The 13,369-nt window shown below is 68.1% G+C and carries 15 protein-coding genes and 1 pseudogene; 9 read left to right on the top strand and 7 right to left on the bottom strand.

The genetic code is table 11. The features are described 5' to 3' along the window. The 4 genes from NKF06_RS16470 to NKF06_RS16455 form a co-directional block, all read left to right on the top strand. The coding region (locus NKF06_RS16470; RefSeq protein ID WP_253246026.1) for a hypothetical protein at positions 1-706 on the top strand (706 nt) is incomplete at its 5' end. A gap of 81 nt (positions 707-787) precedes the next feature. Beyond that, complete coding sequence (locus NKF06_RS16465) at positions 788-1,252, top strand: PH domain-containing protein (protein WP_253246025.1); 465 nt, start codon at positions 788-790, stop codon at positions 1,250-1,252. Further along, positions 1,249-3,090, top strand: coding sequence for a PH domain-containing protein (locus tag NKF06_RS16460; protein ID WP_253246024.1), 1,842 nt, complete (start codon positions 1,249-1,251; stop codon positions 3,088-3,090). Before NKF06_RS16465 ends, NKF06_RS16460 begins: the two co-directional genes overlap by 4 nt. Positions 3,091-3,175: 85 nt before the next feature. After that, positions 3,176-3,871: a carbonic anhydrase gene (locus NKF06_RS16455; protein WP_253246023.1), complete on the top strand. Its 696-nt coding sequence runs from the start codon at positions 3,176-3,178 to the stop codon at positions 3,869-3,871. 341 nt (positions 3,872-4,212) lie between these two features. Here the strand turns inward: NKF06_RS16455 and eda are convergent, their stop codons facing one another. Further along, on the bottom strand, positions 4,213-4,872 hold the full coding sequence (eda, locus tag NKF06_RS16450; protein WP_253246022.1) for a bifunctional 4-hydroxy-2-oxoglutarate aldolase/2-dehydro-3-deoxy-phosphogluconate aldolase: 660 nt from the start codon (positions 4,870-4,872) through the stop codon (positions 4,213-4,215). Positions 4,873-5,076: 204 nt separating this feature from the next. Between eda and NKF06_RS16445 the strand changes: the two genes are divergently transcribed. Both NKF06_RS16445 and NKF06_RS16440 read left to right on the top strand, forming a co-directional pair. After that, positions 5,077-6,126, top strand: coding sequence for a trypsin-like peptidase domain-containing protein (locus NKF06_RS16445; protein ID WP_253246021.1), 1,050 nt, complete (start codon positions 5,077-5,079; stop codon positions 6,124-6,126). 58 nt (positions 6,127-6,184) lie between these two features. Next, positions 6,185-6,586 (top strand): hypothetical protein, encoded by a 402-nt coding sequence (locus NKF06_RS16440; RefSeq protein ID WP_058828137.1) that lies wholly within the window; start codon positions 6,185-6,187, stop codon positions 6,584-6,586. A gap of 26 nt (positions 6,587-6,612) precedes the next feature. On the opposite strand, the gene NKF06_RS16435 is transcribed toward NKF06_RS16440, so the two are convergent. From NKF06_RS16435 to NKF06_RS16410, 6 genes are all read right to left on the bottom strand, one after another. Further along, the gene (locus tag NKF06_RS16435) at positions 6,613-7,044 is read right to left on the bottom strand and encodes a universal stress protein (RefSeq protein WP_058828136.1); all 432 of its coding nucleotides are present in this window, start codon (positions 7,042-7,044) and stop codon (positions 6,613-6,615) included. 136 nt (positions 7,045-7,180) lie between these two features. Next, complete coding sequence (locus NKF06_RS16430; RefSeq protein ID WP_058828135.1) at positions 7,181-7,402, bottom strand: hypothetical protein; 222 nt, start codon at positions 7,400-7,402, stop codon at positions 7,181-7,183. 184 nt (positions 7,403-7,586) lie between these two features. Continuing rightward, on the bottom strand, positions 7,587-7,781 hold the full coding sequence (locus NKF06_RS16425; RefSeq protein WP_004971074.1) for a hypothetical protein: 195 nt from the start codon (positions 7,779-7,781) through the stop codon (positions 7,587-7,589). Then, the gene (locus NKF06_RS16420) at positions 7,778-9,547 is read right to left on the bottom strand and encodes a b(o/a)3-type cytochrome-c oxidase subunit 1 (protein WP_253246020.1); all 1,770 of its coding nucleotides are present in this window, start codon (positions 9,545-9,547) and stop codon (positions 7,778-7,780) included. The genes NKF06_RS16425 and NKF06_RS16420 overlap by 4 nt, the downstream gene beginning before the upstream one ends. Further along, entirely contained in the window at positions 9,547-10,086 is a 540-nt protein-coding gene (locus NKF06_RS16415; protein ID WP_058828133.1) for a cytochrome c oxidase subunit II, read from the bottom strand. The genes NKF06_RS16420 and NKF06_RS16415 overlap by 1 nt, the downstream gene beginning before the upstream one ends. Further along, entirely contained in the window at positions 10,087-10,314 is a 228-nt protein-coding gene (locus NKF06_RS16410; protein WP_004044002.1) for a hypothetical protein, read from the bottom strand. It lies immediately after the preceding gene. Positions 10,315-10,479: 165 nt separating this feature from the next. Between NKF06_RS16410 and NKF06_RS16405 the strand changes: the two genes are divergently transcribed. The 3 genes and pseudogenes from NKF06_RS16405 to NKF06_RS16395 form a co-directional block, all read left to right on the top strand. Beyond that, complete coding sequence (locus tag NKF06_RS16405) at positions 10,480-10,698, top strand: hypothetical protein (RefSeq protein WP_058828132.1); 219 nt, start codon at positions 10,480-10,482, stop codon at positions 10,696-10,698. 1 nt (position 10,699) lies between these two features. Beyond that, positions 10,700-11,494, top strand: coding sequence for a sulfite exporter TauE/SafE family protein (locus NKF06_RS16400; protein ID WP_253246019.1), 795 nt, complete (start codon positions 10,700-10,702; stop codon positions 11,492-11,494). 2 nt (positions 11,495-11,496) lie between these two features. Next, a pseudogene (locus tag NKF06_RS16395) lies at positions 11,497-13,369 on the top strand (HAD-IC family P-type ATPase); the annotation flags it as partial.

Genomic DNA, 13,369 nt, shown 5'->3' with positions numbered 1-13,369 from the left:
CGAACGCGAGGCGTTCCGGGCGTTTCGCCGTGAGGTCGCCGCGTCGCAGGCGACGGCATCGACTCCGAATCAAGCCCCAGCGGCCGCGACGCTCGTCGGCCAGCGGAGCGGGCGGGGCGGAACCGACGCCGCACTCTCCGGCCTGCGCCGGAGCTACGAGCGGACCGTGATGTCGGTCCCGCACTACGACGAGGAGTACGGCGACTCCTTCGAGGAGAGCCTCGCCGCCGAGTTCGGCCCGGACGTTGCGACCGCGTTTCGGTCGGCGAGCGTCCTCTCGCCGCCGCTCCGGCGCACAGTCGCAGCGGCGGCCGCGTCGTCGCTGGACGAACGCGAGCAGTTCATCGAGGTCGTCGACGAGGAAGCCAAGTCGGTGGCGTCGATGCGCGGCGAGGTCGAAGCCCTCCTCGGGCGACTCGACGACCTCGACCGAACGCCGCTTTCCGAACGCGGCTTCGACGCGCTGTTGGCGCTCTACGAGGACCTCTCGTCGCTCCGCGAGCGGCTCTCGGATCTCGTCGCGGCGCGACAGGAGACGATTTGCCACCACCGGCGGGCGCTCTCCGGGCTGGTGCCGGACGTGACGGAGTTCCTCTACGCCGACCTGTCGGTCCGGTACCCGGTGCTCGCGACGCTTGCGGAGGTCGGCGCGACGTTCGACACCGCGACTCGCCGGGTCGAACGCCGCCTCGCCGCCACACCGTAGGCCGATTCTCACGGCCACAGTTATTTACCCGTTCGAAGAGACGCCGGAGTATACGATGTTCACGCGCTCGGAGGGATTCCCGTGAATCGCCTCCACCCCCGTATCCGTCTTCTCTGGGTCGCCCGAGCGGTCGTGTTCGCGCTCGTCGTCGGCGGCGTGGCGGCCGCGGCGACGCTGTTCGCGCCCGTCTCGATACCTTCGTACGTCCCCGTCGCGGTCGGCGGCGTCTTCCTCGTCGGCGGCGTCGCAATGGCCCTGCTCCGGTATCGGGCGTGGGGTTACGAGGTCCGCGACGACTCGCTGTATCTCCAGCGCGGCGTCCTCACCAAGGTCAACACCGTCGTCCCGTTCGTCCGGGTCCAACACGTCGATTCGACCCGCGGTCCGCTCGAACGGCTCGTCGGTCTCGCGTCCACCGTCGTCTACACCGCCGGTTCCCGCGGCGCTGACGTGTCGATTCCCGGGTTGACGCCGGAAGGCGCGGAGGACCTCCAAGACCGACTGAAGCGCCTCGCAATCGCGTCCGAGGGCGACGACGCGGTATGACCCGGCTGTCGCCGCTCTCGGTTCTCTACCGGGCGGTCCAGCGCAGCGCCAGCATCGTCTTCGCGCTCGCCTTCTTCGCCTTCACCGGCGGAACCGCCTTCGGCGGTTTCCTCGGCGGCCTCGGCTCCGTCGCGCTCGTTGGCGTCGCCGTGATCGCCATCGCGGGCTACGAACTCGCCTACTTCCGCCGGTTCGAATACGAACTCACGCCGGACACGCTGGACATCCGCTCGGGCGTATTCTCCCGGCGCAACCGCGAGATTCCCTACCGGCGCATCCAGAACGTCGACATCTCCCGCAACGTCGCCCAGCGACTGGTCGGCATCGCCGCCGTGAACCTCGAAACCGCCGGTGGCGGCGAGACCGAGGGCAGTCTCCGCTTCGTCAGCTACGAGGAAGCCCGCCGCATCCAGTCGGAGGTCGCCCGCCTGAAACGCGGCGACACCGACGGCGACGCGCCCGAGCCCGAACAGGAACTACTGTTCGAACTGACGCCCCGAGAGTTGGCCATCGTCGGCGCACTGTCGTTCGACCTGCGGCTGCCCGGGCTGGTCTTCGTGTTCGGGTCGACCGCCTTCCCCATCGTCGCCTCGTACGTGGACGTGCCGGTCCCCGCTGGGAGCGTCGCGGCCGCGGGCGTCGGCGTCGTCGCGCTGGGACTCCTCGTCGCGCTCGTCTCGTGGGCCGCCGGCTTCGCCTCCGCGGTGGTGAACTACTACGGCTTCCGGCTGACCCGCGTCGGCGACGAACTCCAATACGAGCGCGGCCTCCTCCAGCGCTACAACGGGTCGATTCCGATCGACAAGCTCCAGACGCTCACCGTCGAGGACAACCCGCTGAAGCGCCGGTTCGGCTACGCGACGCTCCTCGTGGAGACGGCGGGCTACGCCCCGAGTTCCGACGGGTCGAACGGGTCGGGTGGCGGCGGTCGCGGCTCCGAGGCGGCCATCCCGCTTGCGACCCGCGACCGCGTGCTCGGCCTCGTCGCCGACCTCGAAGGCGTCGAGGAGCCGACGTTCGAGAGACCGCCGACGCGCATCCGCCGGCGCTACGCCGTCCGGTACTCACTCGTCCTCGGCGTGGCAACTCTCGCGCTCTACGGGGCGAACCGGTTCCTCCCGCAGGAGATTCCGTGGTTCGTGCCGCTGGCGCTCGTCCCGGTGGCCGTCGTCGCTGGCGCGCTCCAGTGGCGGCACCGCGGCTACGCGCTCGCCGAGGACCACCTCGTCACCCGAAACGGCTTCTGGAAGCGCGAGATGCGCTTTGTCCCCTACTACCGGGTACAGACGGTCATCGAGCGGCGGACGATTTTCCAGCGCCGCTGGCGCGTCTCGACGGTCACGGCGGACACGGCCGGGAGCATCTCCCTCGTCGGCGGCGACGCGACCGCCGTGGACATCGAAGTCGCCGACGCGGCGACGCTTCGGGAGACGCTGAACGACCGCCTCCGCGAGGCGCTTTCGGCGCGCCGCGAGGCCCGACAGCAGTCCCGACAGGCTGCACTCGGCATCCGCGCCGCGGAACCGGACCGCGACGCCGACGAATCGGGCGAACCCGCAGTCGCCGACGACGAGGCCGGCGTGAGCGAGACGCCCGAGTTCGTCGAGGAGGCCGAACCCGCGGCCGCCGAGTCCGTCGAAGACGCGGCGGATGCTGAGGACGCCGAGGTTGCTGAGGACACCGACGAATTCGACGGGGAAGCGGAGGAGACGGCCGACCCCTTCATCTGGGGTGGGTCGGTCGAGTCCGGAGACGACGACGCCACCGAGTCCGACGACGACGACGCCACCGAGTCAGACGACGAAACAGGCGACGAACCGTCCGGTGACGGTCGGTGACCGGTGCGAACCCGAACCCTACCGGCGGCGGTGAAAATCGCGACGAGCGGGGAGCTATATAGACGCGCGGGTGCAACGTAACCCAATGACGCGAACAGCGCTGGAGTCGCTCTTGGCCGGAAACGCGCGGCACGTCGAGAGCCTCGGCGTCGACCACTTCGACGGCGTCCGCGAGGCGCAGTCGCCGGCGGTCGTCTCGGTGAGCTGTTCGGACTCCCGCGTCCCCGCCGACGCGGTCTGGAGCGCCGATAGGGCCGGCGAGCTGTTCACGTCGGTCAACGTCGGCAACCAGGTGTGGACCGAAGTCGACGGGCGACTCGTCGTCAACGACGCCGTCGGCTACGCGGTCTCGGCGCTCAGGACGACCGACGTGGTCGTCCTCGGCCACACGGGCTGTGGCGCGGTGACGGCCGCCTACGAGACCATCACAGACGGGAGCGTTGGGGACCTGCCCCCGGCGGTCGAAGCCGCCATCTCCCGACTCGTCCCGCTCGCCGAGGAGGCCCGCGAACTCGGCGTGTTCGACGCGGACACGCCGGGCGGCGAGGCGGTCAACCGACTCGTCGAGTACGCGGTCGTCCGGCAGGTGGAGTACCTCACCGAGAGCGACGAGGTGCCCGAGGCGACCGACTGCTGGGGCTTCGTCTACGACTTCCAGCGCGTCTACGGCGACGACGACGGCGCGGCCTACCTCGTCGCGGCCAACGGCGAGTCGGACCCCGACGCGCTCGCGGACGTGGTTCCGACGGGGTTCGAAGAGCGTGTACGGTCGATTCGGTGAACGGTGATTGGCGGGCAGTTCGAGGGGATTTGATCCGTTGGTGCTCAGGAGCCGAAATCATAAATCCGTATGGTTATTTTCTCACAGGAGGGGAATTAACCAAAATGGAAGGAGACGAACTCAGCCCAAGCGGAGATAGTCAGTCGTATAACCTGAAGGGGTATGATAAGATCAGTTTATTTATCTCTGTAGTTTTATATTTTGGTTCAGAACTAAACATAATTCCATTCCAAACGGCCGTCCTTTCGTTTCTTTTTGTTATTATATTATATTTGGTTCTGGATGGCTAAATATGTACCATACACTCTATTATTTAAATTAGGACGACCCGCCGCTCTCCCTCAGTCGTCCCGAGCGTCGTCGATGACGGTCGAGAACTCGCGGGCCGTCTCGGTGATGGCCTCGAAGTCGCCGTTTTCGATGGCTTCGCCGTCCATGAGCGCGCCGCCCGCGCCGACGACGACCGCGCCGGCCTCGATGTAGTCCGCGGCGTTGTCGAGGCCGACGCCGCCGGTCGGCATCATCGGAATCTGCGGGAGCGGCCCCTTCATGCTCTTGAGGTGGCCGGGGCCGAGCGACGACGCGGGGAACACCTTCACGAGGTCAGCGCCCGCCGAGTACGCATCGGTCGCCTCGGTCGGGGTCATGATACCCGGCGCGACGAGCGTCCCGTAGCGGTTGCAGGTCTCGACAACGCCCTCGTCGAAGTTCGGCCCGACGACGAACTCCGCGCCGGCCTGAATGGCCGCGTTGGCGGTCGGTGCGTCGAGGACGGTGCCGGCGCCGACGATTGCCTCGCGGTCCGAGAAGGACGCCGACACCTCGCGGATGAGGTCCATCGCGTCGGGGTTGTCGGCCGTGATTTCGTAGGCGGTGACGCCGCCCTCGTGGAGCGCGTCGGCCACGTCGATGATAGTGTCCGCGTCCGCGCCGCGCATCACCGCGACGACGCCGCTGTCGGCGAGTCGTTGCATGTCCTCGTGTACGTCGAGTGCGACCATTGCTGTCTCGACGTTTACTACAGATAGTATTAAATTGGGGGCCTCGCGGCATCGTTTCGCTCGCGACCCGCGGCCGCCGCCACCGACCGGGTCGCCGCCCGTGACAGTCGTGTTGGCTGTCACCACGCGACACGCTCAAATTCGCTGGGCGCTAACCCGAGGTAAGCGACGCCCCGGCGGTATGTGCCGCCCCGTCGCACCACCATGCCAACGTATCCCGATTTCGAAGCGCTGTACCGCGACGTCATCCCCTCGGTCGTCTCCGTCTACGTCGGCGGCCGCCGCCAGCCCGGCGGGGCGGGGAGCGCCTTCGTCTACGACGACCGGCATCTCGTCACCAACGAGCACGTCTCGCGGCTCGCCGACGCCGCAGACGCCGGCCGGGTCGAACTCCGCTTTGCCGACGGGTCGTGGCGCGTCGGCGAGGTTGTGGGCGCGGACGCCTACACTGACCTCGCCGTCGTCGCCGTCGACGACCTGCCCGAAGACGCCGTGGCGCTTCCGCTCGCGGCCGAGAACCCCGCGCCGGGTCGCTCGGTCGCCGCACTCGGCAACCCGTTGGGCCTCGACGGCTCTATCTCGGCGGGTATCGTCTCCGGGTCGAATCGGTCGCTCCCCACCTCGAACGGCTTTGCCATCCCTGACGTGGTCCAAACGGACGCGCCCATCAACCCCGGGAACTCGGGTGGGCCGCTCGTTGGATTCGCCGCCGAGGAACCCGACGGCGATGACGCCAGATTCGCCTACGAGGTCGTCGGCGTCAACCGCGCTAAACAGGGCGACAACATCGGCTTCGCCATCTCGCCCGTCATCGCCAACCGCATCCTTCCGGCGCTCGTCGCCGACGGCCGCTATCGCCACTCGTACCTCCGGGCGCGCACCCTCGACGTGACGCCGACCGTCGCCGAGGTGAACGGCCTCGACGCGCCCCACGGCGTCCTCGTCGTCGACGCCGCCGGTACCGACGGCGACGAGGGATTCCTCCACGGCTGTCGCGGGACTGCCGACTACCGCGGCACGGAAGTCCCCGTCGGCGGCGACGTGCTCGTCGCAATCGAGGGCAACCCGGTCCGCACCCACGAGGAACTGATGCGCTACCTCATCACCGAAACGCGCCCCGGCGAACCGGTCGCCGTCGGCATCGTCCGCGAGGGCGACCCGCTGACGCTCGTCGTCGAACTCGACGAGCGCCCCGCCGTCGACCGCGACGACCGGACTGGCGGGGACGGCGGCAGTCGCATCCCCGTGGAGTAAGCGGACCGCAGCCGGACGAGAGAATAGAATTTTGACAGTTCCGGACGAACGTACGACTGTGCCTCCCACATCTACGACGCCGGCCGACGGCGGCTCGAACGTCGTCCCGCCGGACAAATCGCTGTTCGCCGAAATCGCGCCGCTACGGCTCGCCGTCGGCGTCGTCTTCTGTGCGTTCGCCGTCGGCGCGGTCGCGCTCGGCTGGCTCCCGCCGATGAGTGCCGACGTGATCGGCATCGCGCTCCTCTGTGTCGTCTTCCTCGCCGGGGGGTTCGTCCCGTTCAACGAGACGCTCGCGTTCTACGTCGCGCAGGCCGCCGCGTTCCTCGTCTGGGGCGCGCTCCGGTTGGCGGTCGACGGCTTCGACGTGATTCCGCTCCTCTTGGGCGCGGCCGGGGCCGTCGGCCTCGCGATCTACGGTCGGCGGGCGCTCCGCGACGGGCTCAGAGCGTTGGTCTGAGCCGGATTCGACCTCCGGGGTTCGACTCACTCCCTAACCGTCAACACCGGCACGTCGGCGAGCCTGACGACCCGTTCCGTTGTGCTCCCGAGAATCGCGTGTTCGAGCCCGGTCCGCCCGTGGGTCGCCATCACCACGAGGTCCGTATCGCCCTCGTCGACCGCGTCGAGAATCTCCCGGTAGGGCACGCCGATCCGGACCGTCGTCTCACAGGGGACGCCCGCGTCCGCGGCGAGCGACGCGACCTCCTCGACCGCCATCTCGGCGGCGTCGCGGAGGCTCGCGCGAACTCGCTCGACCGGCACGTCGGCGGCCGTCCACAGACCGAGGTCGTCGACGTCGATGACCGAGAGGACTCGAATCGACGCCCCGTAGGCACTCGCGAGGTCGATAGCACGACGGGCCGCCGCGAGGGAACGGGCGCTGCCGTCGGTTGGGACGAGAACGGTGTCGTACATGTCACTCTATTGGTGTTCAGGAGGTATCGCTTTTCGCCTCAGTAGCGCGGCCGCCGAGCCGACGCGGTCGCTCAGCGGGTCGGAAATCGGAGAATGGAGGTCAGCGGAGCCGGTCCGAGCCGGTCGGTGCGAACGCTCAGACGCGGGTTCGGGGCCGGGGAACGACCCGCCGGACGCCCGCGGCGGCCGCGACGAGCAGGCCGCCGAAGAGGACGGACACGAAGAGTTCCGGCGCGACGGTCAGGCCGTCGATACCGCCGAACGTTGCGAACAGCGCGTAGCCGGCGACCGCCGTGAGGACGATGCCGATGACGACCGCGAGGCCGATGCCGGCCTTCATCAAGTCGAGGTTGCTCATGGTCGCTTGGACTTACGCGGGGCTACCGAATATAAACGGAGACTGCTTCCCAGCGGCCGGGAAACTATCCGAGCGTTTCCCACGCTATCGTGGGGGTTTTATGGCGATACGGCGGTCGTCGCGTGGCGGCACTCGCGATGATGATGCGGAAGATAAGGCGTCGAAACGGCGTTCGAGCCGTCGGCTACGCCGCCGACTCCGACCCCTCGCCGTAGAGCCCGTACAGCACGAACAGCAGGGCGAGAAAGAGGAACTCGATGACAGCCACGGCGATAAGCGGGAGCTCCACGTTGAAGAAGCCCGCCACCGTGCGCAGTTCGATGGCGACGGGGACGCTGAACGCGATGAGGATGAGCGCCCGCGCCTTCGTGAGCTTCACGCGACGACCCCCCAGAGGGTGTTGAACGCGCTCGTGACTGTCGTCAACACGAGATCGAAGCCGGCCGAGACCGTCGCCGGAACGGGCAGGCCGCCGCCGAACAGCCCGCCGCCGTTCTGGATGATGCCGGCCAACGGGAGCGTGTACGCGAGCACGACGAGCACCGCCGCGATACCGGTCCACATCGCGAGGTTGTCGAGGATGCGCGGACTCCCTTCGGGGCCCGAAAGCGGCTCGGGCAGGTAGGAGTCGACCGGGCGGTCGGACTCCTCTCCGAGCGAGGTCAGGAGGATGTTGAACAGGAACAGCACCACCGACAGGAACAGGAGCGTCCCGCCGAGGGCAATCTGCACCCGAAGCTCGAAGATGCTCCCGATGGGCGTCAGGAACTCGAAGTTCTGGTACTGCGGTTCGGCGGTGCGCCGCGGGATGCCGGCGAGGCCGGCGCGGTGCATCGCGTTCGACATGAACACCATGCCGACGAACCACATGATGACCTGCAGGAGGCCGATGGGGCGACTGTAGAGCTTCGTGCCCGTGACCTGCGGGACGAGCCAGTACGACCCGGCCATCATCGTCAGCGCGACGGCCGTGCCGACGGTGAGGTGGAAGTGGCCCGGCACCCACAGCGTGTTGTGGATGAGGTAGTTGATGTTCATCCCGGCGTTGATCATGCCGGAGAAGCCGCCGGCGGCGAACATCGCACCCGCGAGGGCCATGCCGGTGAACGCGGGGTCGCGCCACGGGAGCGCGCCCAGCCAGCGGAGGTAGCCCTCACCGCCGCGCTGGCGCGCGCCGTGTTCGACGCTGGCGACGACCGTGAAGGCCGTAAGGAGCGACGGGAGGAGCAGGAACATCGTGTTCGTCATGGCGATGAACTTGAAGCCCTCCGCGATGCCCGGGTCGAGGTACTGGTGGTGAATCCCGACGGGCGTCGAAAGCAGGAGGAACAGGACGAACACCACGCGTGCGAGTGGGTCGCTGAAGAGGCGACCGCCCGCGAGTTTGGGGAGCACGGTGTACCAAAGCAGGTACGCCGGCATCAGCCAGAAGTAGACGATTGGGTGGCCGAAGTACCAAAAGAGCGTCCGCGTCAGAAGCGGGTTGACGCTCTCGATGAGGCCGAGCGACCACGGGATGAGGAAGAACACCACCGAGACGGCGACGCCGAGGGTGGAGATGTACCACATAATCATGGTCGTGAGGACCATGAACGTCTGGAGCGGGATGCGCTCGTCCGGGTGGTTCTGCCGCCACGCGCGGTAGGAGAGGAACCAGTCCGCGCCGGCGAGCCACGTGCCGACGATGAACATCGCGAGTCCGATGTAGAATATCGGGTGGGCTTGGAGCGGCGCGTAGAACGTGAACAGCACGTCCGCGCTCATGCCGAGGTTCGGGACGAGGCCACCGAGAATGGCGACGGTAGCCAGAACCGTGCCCGTCGTCATCAGGCCGACCCACGCCCACGAGAACAGCGCGCTCTCGGCGGGCCGGTCGAGGCTTCTGGCGACCGCCCAGTGGAACACCCCACAGAGGAAGAAGATGGTGAAGACGATGGCGAGCAGCACGCCGTGGCCCGTCAGCAACGTGTAGTAGTCCGCGGAGTCGATGACGCGGAGGACGTTCGTCCGGTGGAGCGCCTGAATGAGCCCGAAGAAGGCGCCGATGCCGAGCGAAACGAACGCGATGAGGAAACTCGCCTTGATAATCGCCGCCTCGTCGGGGAACGTATCGACGAACTCGCTGCCGCCGGATTCGGTCGCCATCAGTTCTCAGCCTCCCCTTGTGCCTGCTGTTGTTCGTACCAACTGTCGAATGCTTCCTGTTCCATAACCACAATCTTCCCTTCCATCACGTGGTGGCCGGAGCCACAGTACTCGTTGCACAGCATCCCGTACTCGCCCGGTTCGCCGAACTCGACGGTGAACTCCGCGACCTGCCCGGGGATGGCCATCGTGTTCGCGTTCGTGCCGACGACTTCGAAGCCGTGGATGACGTCGGCGGCGGTCACGTGGAACGTGACCGTGCTGCCGGCGGGAACCCGGAGCGGTTCGGTCGTGCCGGGTTCGAAGACGAACTGGCGAGCGACGACGTACACGTCGTAGCTGTTCTCACCGTTCCGTTCGATGCCGGGGTCGCCGAACTTCGGGTGCTGGTCGAGCGTCGCCGGGTCGACCGTGCCGCCCTTGTCGTCTATCATGTCGATACCCGCGCCGGCGGCCCCGTAGGTAATCGTCCCGATGAACCCGACGATGAGGACGAGCGCCAGCGCCAACCAGAGTTTCTCGTAGGCGTGTATCTCCATCTATCCCACCACCGTGAGACCCCGTCCGAGGAACTCGACGAAGTACATGAACACCCACATGCCGATGAGAATCGCCATGTAGATGAGGACGAGCACGAGCGTCCCGACCGGGTCGAAATCGTCGTGTCCGAGTTCGCGAACGATGCCGTCGTCGGCCGTCCCGACGATGGAGTCGACCGGGGGGTCTGCCTGCCCGGAATCACCTTGGGAATCCGCGTTTGCTGGCACGCCTCCGTCGGTGGAAACGCGCGCGGCAGAGGACGCGGCTCCCTCTGCTGTCGAATCAACGGCCATACCCGGTCATGAGGAATAACGGGACTTTAACGCAACACCCCATTCCAACGCGGTGGGAATAGGCGAAATCAGAAACACCGTGGTCGCGAATGGACCGGTATGGAACTCACGCCACGACGCGCCGGAACCGTCGCACTGCTCGCGCTCTTGCCAGCGGTCATCTTCGGCGTGACGAAAAACCCCCTCGCGGGCGTCGTCACGGCCGTCAACGTGCTTCTCATCTCCGCAGTCATCTACTTCCTCATGAGCCCGACCGAGGGCGGACACGGCCACGACGGCGACGCCGACCCCGAGACCGACGGCGAACACGCCGCGTGAGATGGACGGCGGCATCTCGCTCGGACTGCCGGCCGCGACGCCCGAGGCCGTCGCGTTTCTCCTCGTCGGCCTCTTCGGCGGGGCGCACTGTCTCGGGATGTGCGGCCCGCTCGTCAGCGTCTACGCCGACCGCCTCGCCGACCGCGAGGGCGTCGATAGCCGGTCGCTCACCGTCCGACAGGTCCGCCAACACGCCCTGTTCAACGTCGGGCGGGCGCTGAGCTACGCGGCCATCGGTGCCACCTTCGCCCTCGTCGGCGGCCTGTTTTTCGACGCGTTCGACTCGGTAGCCGCCGTCGGGAGCGGCGTCCGCGCGACGACCGGCCTGCTCGTCGGGGCCGCCATCATCCTCACCGGCGTCGGCTACCTCGTCGGCCAGTCGGCCGCCATCGACCGATTCACACCGACCGCGGTCACGCGCCTGTTCGGCCGCGTCAGCGGGTGGGCGACCGCCCGCGTAGACAGACTCGTCGGCGGGCCGCGAATCCTCGGTCTCGGAGCGATTCACGGCCTGCTCCCGTGTCCAATCATCTACCCGGCGTACCTCTACGCCTTCTCGACGGGCGAACCGCTCCGGGCCGCCGCCCTACTCGGCCTGCTCGGCCTCGGGACGATTCCGACGCTGTTCCTCTACGGGACGCTTCTGGGCCGCGTCTCGGCGCGCCGGCGGGCGACGCTCCACCGAGCGCTCGGGGCGGCGTTTCTCGTCCTCGGCTACATCCCGCTGTCGCACGGGCTGATGCTTCTGGGCGTGTCGGTCCCGCACCTTCACGTGCCCTTCTACCAACCGTTGTGATGATGTCGACGACGACGCGGTCACGCGGGTCGGCCGGCGGCGGAAGCGACGCCGGAAATGACGACGAGGGCTGTGACCTCTGTGGCCTGCCGACGCCGACGCCGCCCGTCACCGACGACGAGGTGGACGGCGAGTTCTGCTGTCGCGGCTGTCTCGAAATCACCCGCGTGCTCGGCGACGCGGCGAGCGCCGACCCCGAGACGGTCGAGCGCGAACTCGCAGGCGAGGCCGACGAGGTGCCCGACGACGCCGAGCGGACGTACATGGCTGTCGACGGGATGCACTGCGCCACCTGCGAGGCGTTCGTCTCGGGCACCGCCCGCACCTGCGAGGGCGTCTACGCCGCGGAGGCGAGTTACGCCAACGACATGGTCCGCGTCACCTACGACCCGGAGACCGCCGATTTGGACGGACTGTCGGGGACGCTGGCCCGCTACGGCTACGGCACGCGCGACCCCGAGGAGCGCGAGGCGGCCGAGCGCTCCGACAATCAGGTCGCGCGGTTCGTCATCGGCGGCGGCGTCTTCGGCATGATGGTGATGCTGTGGTACGTCCTGTTTCTGTACCCGACCTACGTCGGCTTCCAACCGGTCGTCGAACTCGGGGTGTTCGACGGCATCTACATCCTCGGCAACATCTGGGTGATGACCTCCATCGTCCTGTTCTACACCGGCTTTCCCATCCTCCGCGGGGCGCTCGTCAGCCTCCGCGCCGGTCAGCCGAACATGGACCTGCTCGTCTCGCTGGCGGCGACGAGCGCCTACGTCTACTCGACAGCGGCCGTCCTCGTCGGCGAGACCCACGTCTACTTCGACGTGACCGTCGCCATCATCCTCGTCGTCACGCTCGGCAACTACTACGAGGACCGCATCAAGCGGAAGGCCGCCGGGATGCTCTCGGACCTCGCGGCCTCGCGGGTCTCCGAGGCCCGCCGCAGAGTCGCGGGGGACGCTGAGGGTGCCGGTGACACCGCCGTCGAGATGGTCGCGCTCGACGCGCTCGAACCGGGCGACCTCGTGGAGGTCCGGCCGGGCGAGCGCATTCCCGTCGACGGGACAGTCCGCGAGGGGCCGCCGCGGTCGACGAGGCGCTCGTGACCGGCGAGTCGATGCCGCGGACGAAGCGCCCCGGCGACGACGTGCTTGGCGGGACCGTCGTCACCGACCGCCCACTCGTCGTCGCGGTCGGCGAGGACGCGACGAGCACGCTCGACCGGCTGGTCGAACTGCTCTGGGACATCCAGAGCGCCCGCTCGGGCGTCCAGCGCCTCGCCGACAAACTGGCGACCATCTTCGTCCCGACGGTGCTCGTCCTCGCCGCCGTCGCCTTCGGCTGGACGCTCGTCCGCGGCGGCACGCCGACCGACGCGCTCCTCATCGGCCTCACGGTCCTCATCGTCTCGTGTCCCTGTGCGCTCGGCCTCGCGACGCCGCTGGCGGTCGCCTCGGGCATCAAGGAGGCCGCGAGTCGGGGCATCGTCATCGCCTCCGAGGCCGTCTTCGAGGCCGTCCCCGACGTGGACGTGGTCGTCTTCGACAAGACCGGGACGCTCACCGACGGCGACATGGCGGTCCTCCGGGTCGTCGGCGACAGCGGAACCGCCGCCCTCGCCGCGGCCGCCGCGCTGGAACGCTTCTCCGCGCACCCGCTCGCGACCGCCGTCGTGGAGACGGCCGAAGACCGAATCGAGGCGGCGGACGCGAACGCGTCGATTCCCGATGTTTCGGCCGACGACGTGACCGTCCACGACCGCGGCGTCTCCGGCCGAGTCGACGGCGAGCGCGTCGTCGTCGGCCATCCCTCGCTCCTCCGCGACGAGGGCGTGACGCTCGCACCGGGCCACGAGGCCGCGGTCGAAGCCGCCCGCGACGAGGG

The sequence above is a fragment of the Haloferax sp. AB510 genome (genome assembly GCF_024136985.1).
Classification (GTDB): Archaea; Halobacteriota; Halobacteria; order Halobacteriales; family Haloferacaceae; genus Haloferax.
The sequence above is the reverse complement of the archived record's forward strand: the minus strand, read 5'-3'. Positions and strand labels throughout refer to the sequence as shown.